Raw genomic sequence first — 17,990 nt, forward strand, 5'->3', positions numbered from 1 at the left:
ACCGGTAACATCAAGAACGCCAACTGCCTGGTGATCTTCATCAACCAGATCCGTATGAAAATCGGCGTGATGTTCGGTAGCCCGGAAACCACCACCGGTGGTAACGCGCTGAAGTTCTACGCTTCGGTCCGTCTGGATATCCGCCGTACCGGCGCGGTGAAAGAAGGTGACGAGGTGGTGGGTAGCGAAACCCGCGTTAAAGTCGTGAAGAACAAAGTGGCACCGCCTTTCCGTCAGGCTGAGTTCCAGATTCTCTACGGCAAGGGTATCTACCTGAACGGCGAGATGATCGACCTGGGCGTGCTGCACGGTTTCGTCGAGAAATCCGGTGCATGGTATGCCTACAACGGCAGCAAGATCGGCCAAGGCAAGGCCAACTCGGCCAAGTTCCTGGCGGACAACCCGGACATCGCTGCCACGCTTGAAAAGCAGATTCGCGACAAGCTGCTGACTGCAGCACCAGACGTGAAAGCTGCCGCCAACCGTGAACCGGTTGCAGAAGTTGAAGAAGCTGACACTGACATCTGAAGCAAACGATGACTGTTGTACTGGATACACTCGTCGCCGTTCGGCGCACCGCAATGGACCTGCTCGCTCGCCGCGAGCATGGTCGAGTCGAGCTGACGCGTAAATTGCGTCAGCGCGGCGCGGAGCCCGAGATGATCGAAACTGCCCTCGACCGCTTGACGGAAGAGGGGCTGCTTTCCGAGTCTCGTTACCTTGAAAGTTTTGTCTCCTACCGAGCCCGCTCCGGCTACGGCCCAGCGCGCATCCGTGAAGAGCTGAGCCAACGTGGTCTGCAACGTGCGGACATCGACCTTGCCCTGCGTGAGTGCGGTATCAGTTGGCAGGCGCAGCTTGAAGACACCTGGCGACGTAAGTTCTCTGGCCATCTTCCGATTGATGCCAGGGAGCGTGCGAAGCAGGGGCGATTCCTGAGTTATCGCGGGTTTTCGATGGAGATGATCAGCCGCTTGTTGAGCGGTCGAGATATGGACGACTGAGTATCTCGGTGTACAGGCCGTTGTGGTGAGCGGGCGTACCGTGGCTAAGGCGCTTGCTGTGGCAAGGGAGCTTTGTTGTGGCAAGGGAGCTAGCTGTGGCGAGGGAGCTTGTTGTGGCGAGGGAGCTTGCTCCCGCTGGGCTGCGAAGCAGCCCCATCACCATCACCCCCATCCCCCCCACTGAGCCCCCCCAAAAAAGACCCACTATGAAAATAGTGGGTCTTTTTTTTTGCCCTCAAAAAATCAAGCCGGCTCCGGTGCCACCCGCTGCTGCGCCTTCCCCTGAGCCTGCGCCCAGTTCTCCGGCAAGTTGATGTAATCCACCAACTCGCGCAACCGCCCCTGATCGCGACCATTGAAGTTGAACACCAACCGCGTCAAATGGCCGAACCTCGGCTCATCATGCTCCTCGCCGGTGTACGCAAGCTGCTGAAACTCCCCGCTCAACCGCAGGCTGGCAAACTCACTCTGCAGATGGGCCAAGGCCCGGTCACTGAGTGGGTGATGCATGCGCACCACAAACTCACGCTTCAACCAGCGTGTGGAGTGGAAGTTGGCATAAAACTGGTTGATCTCTTCAACCGCCTCTTCGGCGCTGTACACCAGGCGTACCAGCTTGAGGTCGGTAGGCAGGATGTAGCGGTTGGCTTCCAACTGGCTGCGGATAAAGTCCAGGGCGCCTTGCCAGAACCCGCCGCCTGGCGCGTCCAGCAGCACCACCGGCACCAGCGGGCTCTTGCCGGTCTGGATCAGTGTCAGTACTTCCAGCGCTTCATCCAGGGTGCCAAAACCACCCGGGCACAAGACCAATGCATCGGCTTCCTTGACGAAGAACAGCTTGCGGGTAAAGAAGAAGTGGAAAGACAGCAGGTTCTCCGTGCCATCGATGGTCGGGTTGGCATGCTGCTCAAACGGCAGCGTGATATTGAACCCCAAGCTATGTTCCAGGCCCGCGCCTTCGTGGGCGGCGGCCATGATGCCACCACCGCCGCCGGTGATCACCATCAGGTCCGAGCGCGCCAGTGCAGCGCCAACTTCTCGGGCCAGGGCGTACAGCGGGCTTTCCACCGGGGTGCGTGCCGAACCGAACACGGTGACCTTGCGTCGGCCCTTGAACTGTTCCAGCACGCGGAAGGCGTGGTCGAGTTCGCGGATGGCTTGCAGGGTGATTTTGGCGTTCCAGCGGTTGCGGTCGTCCTGGGCCATGCGCAGCACGGTGAGGATCATGTCGCGATACAGAGGGATATTAGGGCTGTTGGGAGCGATCAGCTGGAGTTGGGCTTCGACCTGCTGTGTAAGGTCGGCGCCGTTTTCTTCAAAATGCCGGAGCAGGCTGTCATTCGGTTCGTAAGGCATTCAACTTCTCCTTCTTCACAGAGGCGGGGCCTGCGGCGAGAAATTCGTCCGGCGGCCGCGACACTGCATGTGTCGCTGCATGCCCAAGGCATTGCACATGTTCGCCAGGCGGCAAACGGGCTCTGTATGTTCCTTGTGATTTAAAAACCTTTGCACTGCACGTCGCAGGAGGGCAACCCTCTTTTGCCCTGAAAATGTTACAGAACGGCGTGAAAACCGTTGTTAACGGGTGGTTGGGATGGCTTGATCATGGGCCGAAAAACCCTTGGCTGGCAACCGCTTATTGGTCACTCATCAGGGAGTTTAGCCGCGCACAGGGCGTTGAAGCGGGGGGAGTGCGCGCCACCGGACAGCAGCGCGCGACGGTCAGGCCAAGGTTACTTTTTCTTCTTCGCCGCAGCCGGTGCCGGGCAATCCGCTTCGACGAACTTTACCGATGCCACAGGACGGTTGGTCTTGTTCTCGGTGATTTCGTAGCGCATCACCGCGCCCTTGGCCATCAGCTCGCGGTAGCCTTTGTTCAGGCACACGCTCTGGCCCAGTTGGAAATACACCGCCTTGGGGTTGGCGCGCATCTGTTCGGCGCGGTCGGGCAAGACGCTGAGGTGATCGATCAGCTGCATGCCTTCTACGGTGTAGGCGACTTCCAGGGTTTTTTCGTCGATTTCCCGGGGCAGGTCCTTGTTGCTCTCCGCCGCGACGCTTTGCAGCTTGCGGTTCATTTGGGCCTCCAGCAGCGAGGCCGCCTGGGCGCACACGGGCAATACCAGCGCGAGGGCGACGGATGGGGCGACAAAACGCAGCATGGAACGCAGCATGAAACTCTCCTGATTCGGTTACTGGTGCATAGACCAGCCACTGCGCTGTGCGTTCAGTGGCGCGCAATTATAGGTGAGCCCCTGCCACTACAGCCAGGCGTATCGCTGGTAAACTGCGGCCACTTCCGCCTTCCACGAGTTTTTACCGTGTCGATTTACCCGTTCCCACGGCGCATCCGATGAGCCACGCCGTTTCCCGCCTGCGCACCCAGCGCCTGGCCCGCGCCGTCCGGCCGTTCCTCAACCGTGGTTCGCGTGCCGAGCGTTGCCCTGGCTGCCGGGTCATCCCTGAATACTGCCTGTGTGCCTGGCGGCCCAAGGTCGCGGCGAAATCCGCCATGTGCCTGCTGATGCATGACGTTGAGCCGATGAAACCCAGCAACACCGGCTGGCTGATCGCCGATGTCATCGACGACACCACGGCGTTCGCCTGGTCGCGTACCGAAGTTGACCCTGAATTGCTCACCTTGCTGGCCGACCCACAATGGCAGCCGTATATTGTGTTCCCCGGCGAATTCGTCGCGCCCGAGCGTGTCGTCAGCGAAGTGACGGTGGCAGAGGGCAAGCGCCCATTGTTCATCTTGCTCGATGGCACCTGGAGTGAGGCGCGCAAGATGTTCCGCAAAAGCCCCTACCTGGAGCATCTACCGGTACTCAGCCTGGCGCCGGAACAGCTGTCACGCTACAAACTGCGTCGTTCCAAGCGCGACGACCACTTCTGTACCGCCGAAGTCGCCGCCCTGTGCCTTGAGCTGGCGGATGACCAGGCCGCCTGCGAAGTACTCGACGCCTACCTGGACGTGTTCAGCACCCATTACCTGGCGGCCAAGTTCCAATTACCCCTGGACCCGACGGACATCGTCCATACTCGTCTTGCGCCCTATGTAACGGCGGTATAACCAGACGACGTTTGCATGATGGCACCCTAAACCCGCACGCCGCTAAAATGCCCATGGGCGTAGTGCTTGACCCCCCAGGCTACGCTGGGCATGCTGGGCGCCGATTGGGGTGCAACCGTGAATTTTTCGACGTCGTTCCAGGGGCTTTTGACGTTGAGCGTGCCCTGTGGCGATAGCTGCCTGGCTGTCGCCTTGTGTACTGGCGAACCCTGAACCCATCAGGGCTCCCATAAAAAACAGGATCATTTAATCAATGGCCACATACGAAATCCTGATAGCCGACGACCACCCGCTGTTTCGCAGCGCGCTGCACCAAGCAGTGACCCTGGGCCTTGGCCCGGACGTGCGCCTGGTCGAAGTGGCCAGCATTGCCGAGCTGGAAGCCCGCCTCACCGAAAAATCCGACTGGGACCTGGTGCTGCTCGATCTGAACATGCCCGGCGCCTACGGTTTCTCCGGGCTGGTGCTGTTGCGTGGGCAATACCCGCAGATCCCCGTGGTGATGGTCTCCGCCCAGGAAGAGGCCGATGTGGTGGTGCGCTCCAAGGAGTTTGGCGCCAGCGGTTTCATTCCCAAGTCCAGCGCGATGGAAGAGATCCAGAAAGCGGTGCGCGCCGTGCTGGATGGCGATGTTTCCTGGCCGCCGCAGGCGTTTGAAGAAATCAATGTGTCCGACGAGGCCAAGGCCGCCCGTGATGGCCTCGCCAGCCTGACGCCCCAGCAGTTCCGGGTGCTGACCATGGTCTGTGAGGGCTTGTTGAACAAGCAGATTGCCTACGAACTGAGCGTGTCGGAAGCGACAATCAAGGCCCATGTGACGGCGATTTTCCGCAAGCTGGGCGTGCGTACACGTACCCAGGCGGCGCTGCTCTTGCAACAACTTGAGTCAATTTCGCAGCACTAGGCGTTCACCGCTTCACGCTTTTTTGACTTTGCGTGATCTAGTTTCCCCACTCCTTTGGTTCAGTTGCCTATCTCTATGTCGCCTTTCAAGGGTCAAACCGGTATCAAACGTATTTTCAATGCAGGGGGATATTCCCTGGACGGCCTGCGCGCAGCGTTCACCGGCGAGGCGGCGTTCCGCCAGCTGGTGCTGCTCAACGTGATCCTGATCCCGGTGAGCTTTTTCCTGAATGTCAGTCGGGTCGAGCGGGCCTTGCTGATCGCCGTGTGCCTGCTGGCGTTGATCGTCGAGTTGCTCAACTCGGCGGTGGAGGCGGCGATCGACCGCATCTCCCTGGACCGCCACCCACTGTCGAAAAACGCCAAGGACATGGGCAGCGCCGCCCAGTTCGTCGCGCTGACCATGATTACTCTGGTGTGGGCCGTGATCCTGGTCTGACCCTCAGGCAATGCTCGGCAGCACGATCTCGTCGCTGCGCTGGACCCCGGCGGTGAAGGCGCGGCACAGCTCCAGGAACTCGCGCATGGCCGAGGTCTGGTACTTCTGTTTATGCCAGATGAAGTAGAACTGCCGGGCCAGGTCCAGGTCCGGGGTTTCCACCGGCACCAGGCTGCCACGGCGGAATGCATCGCGCAGCGCCAGCCGCGAAATGCAGCCGATCCCCAACCCCGACTCCACCGCACGCTTGATTGCCTCGGTGTGTTCCAGCTCCAGACGAATATTCAGCGTGCTGCGGTGGTGGCGCATGGCTTGGTCGAACGTCAAGCGCGTGCCCGAACCCTGTTCACGCAGGATCCACGCTTCGTGGGTCAACTCATCCATGCTCGCCATGCCACGCTTGGCCAGATGATGCTGCGGCGCACAAAACACCACCAATTCATCCTCGACCCAGGTTTGCACCTCGATATCCGGGTGGCTGCAGTCGCCTTCGATTAGACCCAGGTCAATTTCGTAATGCGCGACCTGGTGCACGATATGGGCAGTGTTCTGCACATGCAGCTTCACCTGGCTCTCGGGGTGCTGTTGCATGAAGCTGCCGATCAGCAGGGTGGCCAAATAGTTGCCGATGGTGAGGGTAGCGCCGACCGCCAGGGAGCCAAAGCCGGACTTGCCGTTCAGCAGGTCCTCGATCTCCTTGGCCTGGTCCAGCAGCGCCACGGCCTGAGGCAGCAGCTGGTGGCCGAGGGCGTTGAGGCTCAGGCGTTTACCGGCGCGGTCGAATAATTGGCAGCTGGATTGACGCTCCAGCTCAGTAATGGAAGTGCTGGCTGCGGATTGAGATAAGGCCAGAAGGCCAGCAGCGCGTGAGACGCTTTCCTGCTGGGCGACGGCGACGAAGACTTGCAGTTGACGGAGAGTAAATCGCATATCGATATAACCGATAACCCTTATCTTAATAATCCAGTTAACAGATATTGTCGCCGCCATTAGAATGCTGTGCAATTGCGCATCCACACCTTTGGCGCAGACCCATTTCCAGGAGTCCCCCGTACATGAGCAACATGAACCACGAGCGTGTCCTCAGTGTTCATCACTGGAACGACACTCTGTTCAGCTTCAAGTGCACCCGCGATCCGGGCCTGCGCTTCGAGAACGGTCAGTTCGTGATGATCGGCCTGCAACAGCCCAACGGCCGCCCGCTCATGCGCGCTTACTCCATTGCCAGCCCGAACTGGGAAGAGCATCTGGAGTTCTTCAGCATCAAGGTGCCGGATGGTCCGCTGACCTCCCAATTGCAGCACTTGAAGGAAGGCGACGAGATCATCATCAGCAAAAAACCGACAGGCACCCTGGTGCTTGACGATTTGAAGCCGGGCAAACACCTGTACCTGCTCAGCACCGGTACTGGCCTGGCGCCATTTATGAGCGTGATCCAGGACCCGGAAACCTACGAGCGTTTCGAAAAAGTGATCCTGTGCCACGGCGTGCGTTACGTCAACGAAGTCGCTTACCGCGAGTTCATCACCGAGCACCTGCCGCAGAACGAATTCTTCGGCGAGGCCCTGCGTGACAAGTTGATCTACTACCCGACCGTGACCCGCGAGCCGTTCGAAAACGAAGGCCGCCTGACCGACCTGATGCGCAGCGGCAAGTTGTTCAGCGACATCGGCCTGCCGCCGATCAATCCTGAAGATGACCGCGCCATGCTGTGCGGCAGCCCAAGCATGCTGGACGAAACCAGCGAAGTGTTGAACAGCTTCGGTCTGAAGGTTTCGCCGCGCATGCGTGAGCCGGGTGATTACCTGATCGAGCGCGCGTTCGTCGAGAAATAAACACCGGTCAAAAAAATGTGGGAGGGGGGCAATCCCCCTCCCACATTTTGTTTCCGGTTTATTCAGTTAGCTGGCAGCACTTCAAGCACACAAATCACCCCAGCCTCCGGATAGTGCCAACGCACATCCACATCCCAGAATTGCGCACCGTATTCCCGCTCTGGTCCCGGTGTCTGGTACGCCGGCCGTGGATCCTGCGCCAAACACTGATCGATCAATTCCACCAGCGGCTCGCCAAGGCGTTGTGCATGGCCTTGTGCCTGTTGCAGGGCGGTCTTCAGCCACTGCACGGGGATCAACTGCGGCGCACCGCTGGCGATGTCATTGGTGGCCGTGTCGACGATGTCGGCATACGGCACATACGGCTTGATATCCAGCACCGGCGTGCCATCCAGTAAGTCGATCCCGGAAATCCACAACCGCCCCGGTTCCACCTTGTCCAGCTTCACCACCGACTGGCCAATGCCATTGGGTCGATGGGTCGCGCGCGTGGCAAACACGCCCATGGACGTGTTACCGCCCAGGCGGGGAGGGCGCACTTTCAGGCGGGGTTTGTCTTCCAGCGCCTGGTGGAACAGGAACAGCAGCCATACATGGCTGACCTGTTCCAGACCCTGCACCGCGTCACCGCCGTCGAACGGCGCCACCAACTCCAATACACCACGGGCGGCCGGCGCCAGCTGTGGTTGGCGTGGGATGGCAAACTTCTCCTTGAAGCAGGAGCGCACGAACCCGACGGGCGAGACGTTGTAACTCATGGCTTACGCACGAACCCGCAGCGTCAGGCCCTTGAGGAAGTTACGCAGCAGCTGGTCGCCACAGGTCCGGTAGTTGGTGTGGCCGAACTTGCGGAACAGCGCGCTCAGCTCAGGCTTGGACACCGGAAACTCGGCGGCCTTGAGGATCGCATGCATGTCGTCTTCCTTCAGTTCGAAGGCCACGCGCAGTTTCTTGAGGATGATGTTGTTGGTCACCGGGGTCTCGATCGGCTGCGGCGGGCGGCTTTCGTCCTTGCCGCGCTTGAAGATCACCAGGCCATCGAGGAAGTGGGCCATGACCTCATCCGGGCAGAACACGAAGCCTTCTTCCTCATCTTTCTTGAGGTAGGTCAGCAGGTCTTCTTTGGTGACTTCCATGCCGCCGAGCTGGGTGATCTCGACCATCTTGTTGTCGCTGATGTCGAGCATGTAGCGCACGCTGCGCAGTACGTCATTGTGAATCATGGTGGGCAATCCTGGTTTTCAACGGTGGACACCGCCCAGGCAGGCGATGTCGATAATAGGGGAGCGGCTTAGAACTTCTCTTTGCCGGACAGGTACCGCCATTGGCCCACTGGCACTTTGCCGATGGACACGCCGCCGATGCGGATGCGGCGAATAGCGATAACCTTGAGGCCGACCGCTTCGCAGAACAGCGCGATGACACCCGGCTGCGGGTTCTTCATCGCAAAGCGCAGGCGGTTCTCGTTCTGCCAGCTGGCTTTGACCGCCGGCAGCTCTTTGCCTTTGTAGGTCAGGCCGTGGTTAAGGCGGTTGAGGCCGTGGGCAACCATGTCGCCTTCGACTTCCACCACATATTCCTGCTCGATCTTGGCGGCATCGGCGGTCAACTTGCGCAGAATCTTCCAGTCCTGAGTAAATACCAGCAGGCCGCTGGCCTTGGCTTGCAGGTCGGCGCTGGCGGTCAGGCGCAGGAAGTGGCCCTTGAGCGGGCGCTTGCTGAAGCGGTGCTCTTCGGACAGGGTCTCGGCGCTGATCGAGGCCATCGCCGTTTCTGCGTCCATACCTGCTGGCGCGTGCATCAGGATGGTCACCGGCTCGGGCACGGTGGCCTTCGCTTCGGGGTCGAGTTCGACTTTCTGGGTGGTGACCTTGAACTGCGGCTCGTCGATCACTTCACCGTCCACCGAGACCCAGCCGCCTTCAATGAACAGCTCAGCCTCCCGACGGGAGCAACCGACCAGTTCGATAAGGCGTTTGGAGAGGCGTATGGGGTCAGTCATGACAAGGGCCGTAACAAAAGGGGGCGGCTATTGTACCTGCCTGGCGCCGGTTAATCCCGGCCCCATTTCAGTGCTTTGTCTTTTTGTGGGCGCTGCGTTTCGTCAGCCACTGCGCTGTTGCTGCTGGCACAAACGCATACGCAGTAACGGATACGGCTGTCCCAGGCCATCATGCTCCGTGCGTCCGATCACCTCGAACCCCTGTTTGAGGTAAAAGCCCAGCGCCTGGGGGTTCTGCTCGTTCACTTCCAGCTCGTCGGCGTTCATATGCTCGATCGCATAGCGCAGCAATTGCCGGCCAAGGCCCTGGCCCCGGTATTTCGGGTCGATAAACAACATTTCGACTTTACCTGTGGCCACCCCGGCAAACCCGGTGATGCGTTGGTGCGAGTCTTTGGTGCAAATCAGCATCACCGTGTCCAGATAGTGAGTCAGCACCAGGTGCCTCAGGTGCTCGATGTAGCTATCCGGCAAAAAATCATGGGTCGCCCGCACGGAGGACTCCCATATTTCAGTCAGTTTTTGATAATCGCTGGTTTTAGGTGTGTGGATAACCGAATGCCGACGCATGCTCGCTGCCCCTGCCGATGATTGGCGATGGGCAAACGATAGACCTAAAAAAGCCCCACATCTTGATCAGATGCAGGGCTTTTTACAGGGTTACCGATCAGTCGCGCTTTTCAGCCCACAGGTCGTATTCGTCGGCGTCGGTCACGGTGCACCAGACCTTGTCGCCCGGCTTCAGGCCGCTGGCGTCGTCGATAAACACGTTACCGTCGATTTCCGGCGCATCGAAGAAGCAACGGCCGACGGCGCCTTGCTCGTCGACTTCATCGATCAACACTTCGATTTCCTTGCCGATACGCAGCTGCAGACGCGCCGAGCTGATGGCCTGCTGGTGTGCCATGAAGCGCTCCCAGCGGTCCTGCTTGACGTCGTCCGGCACCACGGCCAGGTCCAGCAGGTTGGCCGGGGCACCTTCGACCGGCGAGTACTGGAAGCAGCCGACGCGGTCCAGTTGGGCTTCGGTCAGCCAGTCCAGCAGGTACTGGAAGTCCTCTTCGGTTTCGCCGGGGAAGCCAACGATGAAGGTCGAACGGATGATCAGTTCCGGGCAGATCTCGCGCCAGTTCTTGATGCGCGCCAGGGTTTTGTCTTCGAAGGCCGGGCGTTTCATGGCCTTGAGCACCTTCGGGCTGGCGTGCTGGAACGGGATGTCCAGGTACGGCAGGATCTTGCCGGCGGCCATCAGCGGGATCAGTTCGTCCACGTGCGGGTACGGGTAAACGTAGTGCAGGCGCACCCACACACCCAGGCTGCTGAGGGCTTCGCACAGTTCGGTCATGCGGGTTTTCACCGGCGCGCCGTTCCAGAAACCGGTGCGATACTTCACATCGACGCCGTAGGCGCTGGTGTCCTGGGAGATCACCAACAGCTCTTTGACGCCGGATTTGACCAGGCGCTGGGCCTCATCGAGCACGTCACCGACCGGACGGCTGACCAGCTTGCCGCGCATCGACGGGATGATGCAGAAGCTGCAACTGTGGTTGCAGCCTTCGGAAATCTTCAGGTACGCATAGTGGCGTGGGGTCAGCTTGATGCCTTGCGGCGGCACCAGGTCGATCAGCGGGTTGTGGTCCTGGCGCGGCGGCACTACATCGTGCACGGCGTTGACCACCTGCTCGTACTGCTGCGGGCCGGTCACCGCCAGCACGCTCGGGTGCACGTTGCGGATAGCGCCTTCTTCCACGCCCATGCAGCCGGTCACGATGACCTTGCCGTTTTCCTTGATGGCTTCGCCGATCACTTCCAGGGACTCTGCCTTGGCCGAGTCGATGAAGCCGCAAGTGTTGACCACCACCACGTCGGCGTCCTGGTAGGTGGACACAACGTCATAGCCTTCCATACGCAGTTGCGTGAGGATGCGCTCGGAGTCGACCAGAGCCTTCGGGCAACCCAGGGAAACAAAGCCAACCTTGGGGTTGGCTTTTGCGGTGGTGGTGGACATGTCTAACCTCGGTATTGAATGACGCCGCCAGTCGGGCACGACAGGGCTGCGGATGGGCACTTGGTGTGCCTCTGATCAAAAAGTGCGCAATTCTAGCGACGGGCAGCGCACTTGACCAGCTTTATGCAGGGAAATGCGACGAGTGCTGCAGTGGGTCATTCGCACGGCCCTTGCCCCGCTCTTAAACCCGGATGTCTTGCTCCGCGCGGTGCGAGACAACTTTAGACATGCCTACACCTAACGCCTGAAGCACTTTCAGGAGGGTGGAGAGCTTTGGATCGCCGCCGACAGCGATGGATCTGTAGAGATTTGCTCTATTGAGCCCCGTGTTCTGCGACAAACTCAGCATGCCTCCACGCGCTTCCGCGACTCGACGGATAGCGACCAGGAAGGCGTCCTCACCCCCTTCCTCATCGATTTCCTCAAGTGCGACAGAAAGATATTCGAGGGCAAACGCTTCGTCGTTTCGAAGCATTTCAAGAACGCTATCCTCATGAGAACGAGTACGAGTGGTCATTGTTGCTGCACCTTGTAAGATTTCCAGAGAGCCTTGGCCTGATTGATGTCGTTCTGTTGTCTGGCCTTTGAGCCACCGCCCAATAGGAAAACAATTCTTCGATCCTGAATTGCGTAATACACGCGAAACCCAGGTCCGAAGTCGAGCTTCATCTCAAAGACCCCATCACCCACCGGCTCGGTAATGCCAAAGTGCCCAAGGGCCGCTCGGTCCACTCTTGTGGTGATTCTTGCTTTCGCACGCGCGTCTTGCACGGTGTCTAGCCAGGCTTGGTAGATATCCACGCCATTGACGGATAGTACGTGTTTCACTTCGTACATTCAGGACTGTACCTTAAAAGAGACAGGGCGATGATTGAGTTTCTATATCGACTGCGCGCGCCATGCAGGAGCACGATTTATTGATCGGGTAAGCCAGCCGGGGAGTGCCCGCTTACGCCGCTAAGGCAGCACTACTGAGCCGGGCCAAAATATACGGCCGGCCGTAATGTGATCAATGCAGGCGAAAAGACTCCAAAATGCCCTGACCACTATCAATGACAGCAGAAAACCGAGCCCAAATCACTTCAACAGCGAAATGCGACGAGTGCTGCGCTATGCTTCGCGCCGTTGCGGGTAGGTAAAATCCTAAGGTCAACAAAACGTCTGTTACGAGAAGTAAAACAGCGCATGCTAGGGTCAGCTTAGATGCGTTGTTTATAAAAGACCTCAGGTCAAAGGGCAGGAGTGGTTGATGGGTCAGGCAAGTAATCAGGCAGCAGGTGCCGAGCAGTCAAACGCCAAGCCGATTGGCATGCTGGTGGCAGCGGTCGGGGTGGTGTATGGCGATATCGGGACCAGCCCGCTCTACACCCTTAAAGAGGTGTTCAACGGCGGTTATGGAGTTCAGGTCAACCACGACGGTGTGCTGGGGATCCTGGCGCTGATCTTCTGGTCACTGATCTGGGTGGTCTCGATCAAATACATGCTGTTCGTGCTGCGCGCCGATAACCAGGGTGAGGGCGGGATCATGGCCCTGACTGCACTGGCACGACGGGCAGCGGGGGAGCGCAAGAAGCTGCGCAGTTTCCTGGTGGTGTGTGGCCTGTGCGGCGCGGCGCTGTTCTACGGTGACAGCATGATCACCCCGGCGATTTCCGTGTTGTCCGCGGTTGAGGGCCTGGAGTTGGCCTTCGACGGTCTGGAAAAATGGGTCGTGCCCATCGCCCTGGTGGTACTGGTGGCGCTGTTCCTGATCCAGAAGCACGGCACCGACCACATCGGCAAGCTGTTCGGGCCGGTGATGGTGACCTGGTTCCTGGTGCTGGGCGGCCTCGGTGTGTATGGGATCACCCTGCACCCTGAGGTGCTCAGTGCCATGAACCCGATGTGGGCCGTGCGATTCTTCGAGGCTCACCCTGGCATTGGCGTGGCCATCCTCGGCGCGGTGGTGCTGGCGTTGACCGGTGCCGAAGCGTTGTACGCCGACATGGGCCACTTCGGCCGCAAACCCATCGCTCGGGCCTGGTTCATCTTGGTGCTGCCGGCGCTGGTGCTCAATTATTTCGGCCAGGGCGCGATGCTGCTCGGCGACCCTGAAGCCGCGCGTAACCCGTTCTACCTGCTGGCGCCGAGCTGGGCGCTGATCCCGCTGGTGGTGTTGTCCACCCTGGCGACGGTGATTGCCTCCCAGGCGGTCATCTCCGGCGCATTCTCGCTGACCCGCCAGGCGATCCAGCTGGGTTACATCCCGCGTATGCATATCCAGCACACCTCCAGTGCCGAGCAAGGCCAGATCTATATCGGCGCGGTGAACTGGTCGCTGATGGTCGGCGTGATCCTGCTGGTGCTGGGCTTCGAGTCCTCCAACGCCCTGGCGTCGGCCTACGGCGTCGCGGTGACCGGCACCATGCTGATGACCACCATCCTGGTGTCGGCGGTGATGCTGCTGCTGTGGAAATGGCCGCCGGTGCTGGCCGTGCCGGTTCTGGTCTGCTGCCTGTTGGTCGACGGGCTGTACTTTGCCGCCAACGTGCCGAAAATCATCCAGGGTGGCGCCTTCCCGGTATTGGCCGGGATCGTGTTGTTCGTGCTGATGACCACCTGGAAGCGCGGCAAGCAATTGCTGGTGGAGCGTCTTGACGAAGGTGGCCTGCCGCTGCCGATCTTCATCAGCAGTATCCGTGTGCAACCGCCCCATCGGGTGCAGGGCACCGCCGTGTTCCTCACCGCGCGCCCGGACGCCGTGCCTCACGCGTTGTTGCACAACCTGCTGCATAACCAGGTATTGCATGAGCAAGTGGTGCTGCTGACCGTGGTCTACGAAGACATTCCGCGCGTTCCGGCCGCACGGCGGTTTGAGGTGGATTCCTATGGCGAAGGTTTCTTCCGCGTCATCCTGCACTTTGGTTTCACCGACGAGCCGGATGTGCCCCAAGCGCTGAAGTTGTGTCACCTCGATGAGCTGGACTTCAGCCCGATGCGCACCACTTACTTCCTTAGCCGCGAGACGGTCATCGCCTCGCGAATCAAGGGCATGGCCCGTTGGCGCGAAGCTTTATTTGCCTTCATGCTGAAGAACGCCAACGGCAACCTGCGCTTCTTCAAACTCCCGGTAAACCGCGTGATCGAGCTGGGTACCCAGGTCGAAATGTAGGCTTTTGCAGCACGGGAGCCGGCAATCGGCTCCCGCTTTCCTTTCTGAACCCTGTGCAATCCAGCGTTGTCGACTAGGCTCTAAGCACTGTTTGAATAGTGCCCACAGAACCCAGAAGAGGTGCGCCATGAGTCAGCTGCTCGAACCCTACACCCTGCGCCAATTGACCCTGCTCAACCGCATCGCGGTTTCGCCCATGTGCCAATACTCAAGCGTCGATGGCCTGGCCAATGACTGGCACCTCGTCCACCTCGGCAGTCGTGCCGTCGGCGGCGCCGGGTTGATTTTCACCGAAGCCACCGCCGTGACCGCCGATGGCCGCATCACCGCCGAAGACCTCGGCCTGTGGAAAGATGAGCAGATCGAACCGCTGCAACGCATCACGCGTTTCATCGCGGCCCAAGGCGCGGTGGCCGGCATTCAACTGGCCCACGCCGGGCGCAAAGCCAGTACCCATCGGCCCTGGATCGGCAAGCACGGCAGCGTCAAGCCGGAAGACGGCGGCTGGGTGCCGGTAGGGCCATCGCCGATTGCCTTCGACCCTCAGCACACCCAACCCAAGCCTTTGGACGAAGGGCAGATCCAGCAAGTGATCGCCGATTTTGTCGCCGCCGCCAAGCGTGCCCTGACCGCAGGTTTTGAAGTGGTGGAAATCCATGCGGCCCACGGTTACTTGCTGCACCAATTCCTCTCGCCCATCAGCAATCAGCGTCAGGACCAGTACGGTGGCTCGTTTGAAAACCGCATCCGGCTGGTGTTGCAAGTCACCCAAGCCGTGCGCGAAGTCTGGCCCCAGGAACTGCCGCTGTTTGTGCGGGTGTCGGCCACCGACTGGGTGGAGGATGGCTGGAACCCGGATGAAACCGTGGAGCTGGCACGTCGCCTGAAGGACCTGGGGGTCGACCTGATCGACGTCTCGTCCGGGGGCACGGCCGCCAACGCCGAGATCCCCACCGGCCCCGGCTACCAGACCCGCTTCGCCGAGCGCGTGCGCAAAGAGTCGGGGATGGCCACCGGCACCGTCGGCATGATCACCGAACCCGCCCAGGCCGAGCACATCCTGCGCACCTGTCAGGCCGACATCATCTTCCTCGCCCGTGAGCTGCTGCGTGATCCGTACTGGCCGCTGCATGCCGATGATGACCTGGGCGGGCGCAAGGCCACCTGGCCTGCGCAGTATCAGCGCGCCACCCATCGTGACCAGCCGATCCATGAGTCTGACTTGAGGGATTGAGCCGCTGCGCGCTTCACCAGAGCCCACCCTGACCCGGTGGGTTTTTTACGGCTGTAGCGTGGGAAATGGCTGTAGGTCTTTGTTACCGCGATACTTTTTTAAGTGAATACTCTAAAAAAATCCCACAGATTTCGAGATCGTTTCTACGCTTAGGGTAAAGCTGACTTCTGGCCCAGGAAGTCAGTCGGTTTGCTCACTGAGGCATTGCGCTTCATGGGAGGCGGGTAATGGGCAACAGGAGTTTTTGATGGATATCAGGAGAAGCAGTCCATGGCCAAGTCCTATGGTGTAGCGGGTGTGGTGGTGTGTTTTCTGACGCGCAGGGTGTCTCTACGGGGGCGAAGGTTGAGTTCGGATGAAGTGGAATTGCTGGCGCAGTACCGCGCCCTGACCGAGAACGATCAAGTGGCAATGCGGTATCTGATTGGGGCGATGAAGAGTGTGTCGCGGTTCTGATGCCTGCCTTTGAGCCCTGTGGGAGCGGCGGTGCGCCGCTCCCACAGTTGGCATCATGTGTATTTACGCGCCTCGGGTGCCGGCGGGAAGTACTGATACAGCCAGGTTTCACTCAAGGTGCGGTCTTGCGTGCGGATAAACAGGCGCAGTTCCACCGGTTCCACGCTGTCGCTGGTCGGGTACCAGTCAAACAGGATGCGGTAGCCCTTGATGTTGTCGAGTACCAGCACGCTGAAGTCCTTCACTTCGCCGTGGGAACAGGTCACCACTGGCTCGATCCCGGTGCCCGCTGGCAGGCGATCCAGGCCGCCCCCCTTGAAGTCCACGGCAAATCGGCGGGCCCAGACTTCCGGGTAGTGCTCACCCGGTGCCCAGCCTTCGGTAAAGCCGCCCATGCCGGAACGGGTGGCATCGACCTGCGCCAGCGGCGTGCTCACCGGTGGCAGCGCGCTCCAGTACAGCTTGTAGCCGTAGTTCAGCGAATCGCCGGCCGCCACGGGTTTTTTCGGGGTCCAGAAGGCCACGATGTTATCGAGGGTCTCGCCGGTGGTAGGAATTTCCAACAGGTCGATCGAGCCTTCGCCCCATGCGGTGGTCGGTTCGACCCACAGGCTCGGGCGCTTGCTGTACCAGTCCACCGTGTCCTGGTAGCTGGCGAACTCATGGTCGGTCTGCACCAGGCCGAAGCCTTTCGGGTCTGTATCGGCAAACGCGTTGAATTGCAGCTTGGCCGGGTTATTCAGCGGGCGGCAGATCCACTCACCGTTGCCGCGCCACATCGCCAGGCGGTCCGAGTCGTGGATTTGCGGGTGGATGGTGTCGCACATGCGGCGCTCGTGGGTGCCGCAGCTGAACATGCTGGTCATCGGCGCGATGCCCAGTTGTTCGATGGTGGTGCGCGCATTGATATGGGCGTCGATGGCCATCACCACCTGGTTGGCCTGGCAGTCGATGTCGAAGCGATAGGCGCCGGTCGCGCTGGGCGAGTCGAGCAGGGCGTAGACCACGAAGCGAGTGGCGTTCTTGTCCGGGGTTTCAAACCAGAACTGTGTGAAGTCGGGGAATTCTTCGCGTTTTTTCGCGTAAGTGTCGATGGCCAGGCCACGGGCCGACAGGCCGTACTGACCGGTTGAATCCACCGCACGGAAGTAGCTGGCGCCGAGGAATGACAGCACGTCATGCCGGTCCAGTTCGGGTGCCTTGAACAGCTTGAAGCCGGAGAAACCGAGATCGCCGGTCAATTGCTTAGTGTCGACCGTGGTTTTTTCATAATTGAACAGCGAAGGGCGGAAATGCACCTCACGCGCTTCACGGGTCTTGGGGTCGACGCTGTGCATGCGCACCGGCGTCTTGAACCCCATGCCGACGTGGAAGAACTGCACGTCGAGTTGGCCGTTCAATTCCTTCCACAGCGAATGGTTGCCGTCGTAGCCGATGGCATTGAAATTCTGCGGGGTCATGGTCGCCAGGGTCGGCGGCAGCACCTGTCGGGTGTCTTTGTAAGCGGTTCCGGCGAGTTGTTTGGCCTGGGCCTTGAGCGATTCGAAATCGAACGCCACGGCCTTGCCATCGGCGGCACGGTTCCCGGCCCAGGCCTGGGCGGCAAGCAGGCCGCTGGCGGATAAACCGGTGTAAGCCGCAATGGCCATGGACGCTTTGAGCAAATTCCTGCGGTGCATAGAGACAACCTGTCGTGAGCAAATCCCGCGCCGTTCCTGGCACGTGCTGGATCAGAAATTACGGTTCGGACATGCCTTCGGCCAAACGCAACGGACATTAAACAGACGCCGGATAGCTTAAGCGGTTCGATGACGTAGGAAAATTGATTGATAGCGGGGTGATGGCGTTGCAAATGCGACAAGACATTTCCACAAGACCTTTGCAA

20 protein-coding genes are annotated in these 17,990 nt (G+C 59.9%); 9 read left to right on the plus strand and 11 right to left on the minus strand.

Annotated features, from left to right (window positions below):
- Together AC3ZU9_RS23310 and recX are read left to right on the plus strand one after the other, a co-directional pair.
- Positions 1-528, plus strand: a 528-nt coding sequence (locus tag AC3ZU9_RS23310) for a recombinase RecA family protein (RefSeq protein WP_490091413.1), incomplete at its 5' end; no start/stop codon positions are given.
- A gap of 8 nt (positions 529-536) precedes the next feature.
- Positions 537-1,004 carry a recombination regulator RecX gene (recX, locus tag AC3ZU9_RS23315; protein ID WP_012722522.1) on the plus strand — a complete coding sequence of 156 codons (468 nt, stop codon included), beginning with the start codon at positions 537-539 and terminating at the stop codon, positions 1,002-1,004.
- 243 nt (positions 1,005-1,247) lie between these two features.
- Here recX and AC3ZU9_RS23320 read toward each other — a convergent pair whose 3' ends face one another.
- Together AC3ZU9_RS23320 and AC3ZU9_RS23325 are read right to left on the minus strand one after the other, a co-directional pair.
- On the minus strand, positions 1,248-2,360 hold the full coding sequence (locus AC3ZU9_RS23320) for an LOG family protein (RefSeq protein WP_012722523.1): 1,113 nt from the start codon (positions 2,358-2,360) through the stop codon (positions 1,248-1,250).
- Positions 2,361-2,737: 377 nt separating this feature from the next.
- A complete protein-coding gene (locus AC3ZU9_RS23325) occupies positions 2,738-3,178 on the minus strand; it encodes a PA3611 family quorum-sensing-regulated virulence factor (protein WP_034102440.1) in 441 nt (146 codons plus the stop codon).
- A gap of 179 nt (positions 3,179-3,357) precedes the next feature.
- On the opposite strand from AC3ZU9_RS23325, the gene AC3ZU9_RS23330 reads away from it, so the two are divergent.
- The 3 genes from AC3ZU9_RS23330 to AC3ZU9_RS23340 all read left to right on the plus strand — a co-directional run bounded on the left by AC3ZU9_RS23330 (position 3,358) and on the right by AC3ZU9_RS23340 (position 5,419).
- Positions 3,358-4,077 (plus strand): tRNA-uridine aminocarboxypropyltransferase, encoded by a 720-nt coding sequence (locus AC3ZU9_RS23330; protein WP_012722525.1) that lies wholly within the window; start codon positions 3,358-3,360, stop codon positions 4,075-4,077.
- Positions 4,078-4,330: 253 nt separating this feature from the next.
- Entirely contained in the window at positions 4,331-4,981 is a 651-nt protein-coding gene (erdR, locus tag AC3ZU9_RS23335) for a response regulator transcription factor ErdR (protein ID WP_012722526.1), read from the plus strand.
- 69 nt (positions 4,982-5,050) lie between these two features.
- Complete coding sequence (locus AC3ZU9_RS23340; protein WP_173390397.1) at positions 5,051-5,419, plus strand: diacylglycerol kinase; 369 nt, start codon at positions 5,051-5,053, stop codon at positions 5,417-5,419.
- Between the two features lie 3 nt (positions 5,420-5,422).
- Here the strand turns inward: AC3ZU9_RS23340 and AC3ZU9_RS23345 are convergent, their stop codons facing one another.
- A complete protein-coding gene (locus AC3ZU9_RS23345) occupies positions 5,423-6,349 on the minus strand; it encodes a LysR family transcriptional regulator (protein ID WP_012722528.1) in 927 nt (308 codons plus the stop codon).
- A 125-nt stretch (positions 6,350-6,474) separates the two neighbouring features.
- Between AC3ZU9_RS23345 and fpr the strand changes: the two genes are divergently transcribed.
- On the plus strand, positions 6,475-7,254 hold the full coding sequence (gene fpr, locus AC3ZU9_RS23350) for a ferredoxin-NADP reductase (RefSeq protein ID WP_003189055.1): 780 nt from the start codon (positions 6,475-6,477) through the stop codon (positions 7,252-7,254).
- A gap of 62 nt (positions 7,255-7,316) precedes the next feature.
- On the opposite strand, the gene tsaA is transcribed toward fpr, so the two are convergent.
- The 7 genes from tsaA to AC3ZU9_RS23385 form a co-directional block, all read right to left on the minus strand.
- Positions 7,317-8,012 carry a tRNA (N6-threonylcarbamoyladenosine(37)-N6)-methyltransferase TrmO gene (gene tsaA, locus AC3ZU9_RS23355; RefSeq protein ID WP_012722529.1) on the minus strand — a complete coding sequence of 232 codons (696 nt, stop codon included), beginning with the start codon at positions 8,010-8,012 and terminating at the stop codon, positions 7,317-7,319.
- Between the two features lie 3 nt (positions 8,013-8,015).
- Positions 8,016-8,477: a YehS family protein gene (locus tag AC3ZU9_RS23360; protein ID WP_012722530.1), complete on the minus strand. Its 462-nt coding sequence runs from the start codon at positions 8,475-8,477 to the stop codon at positions 8,016-8,018.
- A gap of 68 nt (positions 8,478-8,545) precedes the next feature.
- Positions 8,546-9,256 carry an rRNA pseudouridine synthase gene (locus AC3ZU9_RS23365; RefSeq protein ID WP_012722531.1) on the minus strand — a complete coding sequence of 237 codons (711 nt, stop codon included), beginning with the start codon at positions 9,254-9,256 and terminating at the stop codon, positions 8,546-8,548.
- Between the two features lie 102 nt (positions 9,257-9,358).
- Positions 9,359-9,826, minus strand: coding sequence for a GNAT family N-acetyltransferase (locus AC3ZU9_RS23370; protein ID WP_012722532.1), 468 nt, complete (start codon positions 9,824-9,826; stop codon positions 9,359-9,361).
- A gap of 97 nt (positions 9,827-9,923) precedes the next feature.
- Complete coding sequence (rimO, locus tag AC3ZU9_RS23375) at positions 9,924-11,264, minus strand: 30S ribosomal protein S12 methylthiotransferase RimO (protein WP_012722533.1); 1,341 nt, start codon at positions 11,262-11,264, stop codon at positions 9,924-9,926.
- Positions 11,265-11,445: 181 nt separating this feature from the next.
- Complete coding sequence (locus AC3ZU9_RS23380) at positions 11,446-11,781, minus strand: addiction module antidote protein (protein ID WP_093541978.1); 336 nt, start codon at positions 11,779-11,781, stop codon at positions 11,446-11,448.
- On the minus strand, positions 11,778-12,101 hold the full coding sequence (locus tag AC3ZU9_RS23385) for a type II toxin-antitoxin system RelE/ParE family toxin (protein ID WP_093541975.1): 324 nt from the start codon (positions 12,099-12,101) through the stop codon (positions 11,778-11,780). Before AC3ZU9_RS23385 ends, AC3ZU9_RS23380 begins: the two co-directional genes overlap by 4 nt.
- A 412-nt stretch (positions 12,102-12,513) precedes the next feature.
- Here AC3ZU9_RS23385 and AC3ZU9_RS23390 point away from each other — a divergent pair, with 412 nt between their 5' ends.
- From AC3ZU9_RS23390 to AC3ZU9_RS23400, 3 genes are all read left to right on the plus strand, one after another.
- A complete protein-coding gene (locus tag AC3ZU9_RS23390; RefSeq protein WP_490091414.1) occupies positions 12,514-14,415 on the plus strand; it encodes a potassium transporter Kup in 1,902 nt (633 codons plus the stop codon).
- A 127-nt stretch (positions 14,416-14,542) separates the two neighbouring features.
- On the plus strand, positions 14,543-15,649 hold the full coding sequence (locus AC3ZU9_RS23395) for an NADH:flavin oxidoreductase/NADH oxidase (protein ID WP_012722535.1): 1,107 nt from the start codon (positions 14,543-14,545) through the stop codon (positions 15,647-15,649).
- A 270-nt stretch (positions 15,650-15,919) separates the two neighbouring features.
- Entirely contained in the window at positions 15,920-16,105 is a 186-nt protein-coding gene (locus AC3ZU9_RS23400) for a hypothetical protein (protein WP_012722536.1), read from the plus strand.
- A 53-nt stretch (positions 16,106-16,158) separates the two neighbouring features.
- Here the strand turns inward: AC3ZU9_RS23400 and AC3ZU9_RS23405 are convergent, their stop codons facing one another.
- Positions 16,159-17,784 carry a glucan biosynthesis protein D gene (locus AC3ZU9_RS23405; RefSeq protein ID WP_012722537.1) on the minus strand — a complete coding sequence of 542 codons (1,626 nt, stop codon included), beginning with the start codon at positions 17,782-17,784 and terminating at the stop codon, positions 16,159-16,161.
- Between the last annotated feature and the right edge of the window lie 206 nt (positions 17,785-17,990).

This window comes from Pseudomonas sp. A39, assembly GCF_058145955.1.

Coding starts and splice junctions, on each gene's coding strand:
- recX (WP_012722522.1), top strand. CDS start 537: ATGACTGTTGTACTGGATACACTCGTCGCCGTTCGGCGCACCGCAATG.
- AC3ZU9_RS23320 (WP_012722523.1), bottom strand. CDS start 2,360: ATGCCTTACGAACCGAATGACAGCCTGCTCCGGCATTTTGAAGAAAAC.
- AC3ZU9_RS23325 (WP_034102440.1), bottom strand. CDS start 3,178: ATGCTGCGTTCCATGCTGCGTTTTGTCGCCCCATCCGTCGCCCTCGCG.
- AC3ZU9_RS23330 (WP_012722525.1), top strand. CDS start 3,358: ATGAGCCACGCCGTTTCCCGCCTGCGCACCCAGCGCCTGGCCCGCGCC.
- erdR (WP_012722526.1), top strand. CDS start 4,331: ATGGCCACATACGAAATCCTGATAGCCGACGACCACCCGCTGTTTCGC.
- AC3ZU9_RS23345 (WP_012722528.1), bottom strand. CDS start 6,349: ATGCGATTTACTCTCCGTCAACTGCAAGTCTTCGTCGCCGTCGCCCAG.
- fpr (WP_003189055.1), top strand. CDS start 6,475: ATGAGCAACATGAACCACGAGCGTGTCCTCAGTGTTCATCACTGGAAC.
- tsaA (WP_012722529.1), bottom strand. CDS start 8,012: ATGAGTTACAACGTCTCGCCCGTCGGGTTCGTGCGCTCCTGCTTCAAG.
- AC3ZU9_RS23360 (WP_012722530.1), bottom strand. CDS start 8,477: ATGATTCACAATGACGTACTGCGCAGCGTGCGCTACATGCTCGACATC.
- AC3ZU9_RS23365 (WP_012722531.1), bottom strand. CDS start 9,256: ATGACTGACCCCATACGCCTCTCCAAACGCCTTATCGAACTGGTCGGT.
- AC3ZU9_RS23370 (WP_012722532.1), bottom strand. CDS start 9,826: ATGCGTCGGCATTCGGTTATCCACACACCTAAAACCAGCGATTATCAA.
- rimO (WP_012722533.1), bottom strand. CDS start 11,264: ATGTCCACCACCACCGCAAAAGCCAACCCCAAGGTTGGCTTTGTTTCC.
- AC3ZU9_RS23380 (WP_093541978.1), bottom strand. CDS start 11,781: ATGACCACTCGTACTCGTTCTCATGAGGATAGCGTTCTTGAAATGCTT.
- AC3ZU9_RS23385 (WP_093541975.1), bottom strand. CDS start 12,101: ATGTACGAAGTGAAACACGTACTATCCGTCAATGGCGTGGATATCTAC.
- AC3ZU9_RS23390 (WP_490091414.1), top strand. CDS start 12,514: ATGGGTCAGGCAAGTAATCAGGCAGCAGGTGCCGAGCAGTCAAACGCC.
- AC3ZU9_RS23395 (WP_012722535.1), top strand. CDS start 14,543: ATGAGTCAGCTGCTCGAACCCTACACCCTGCGCCAATTGACCCTGCTC.
- AC3ZU9_RS23400 (WP_012722536.1), top strand. CDS start 15,920: ATGGCCAAGTCCTATGGTGTAGCGGGTGTGGTGGTGTGTTTTCTGACG.
- AC3ZU9_RS23405 (WP_012722537.1), bottom strand. CDS start 17,784: ATGCACCGCAGGAATTTGCTCAAAGCGTCCATGGCCATTGCGGCTTAC.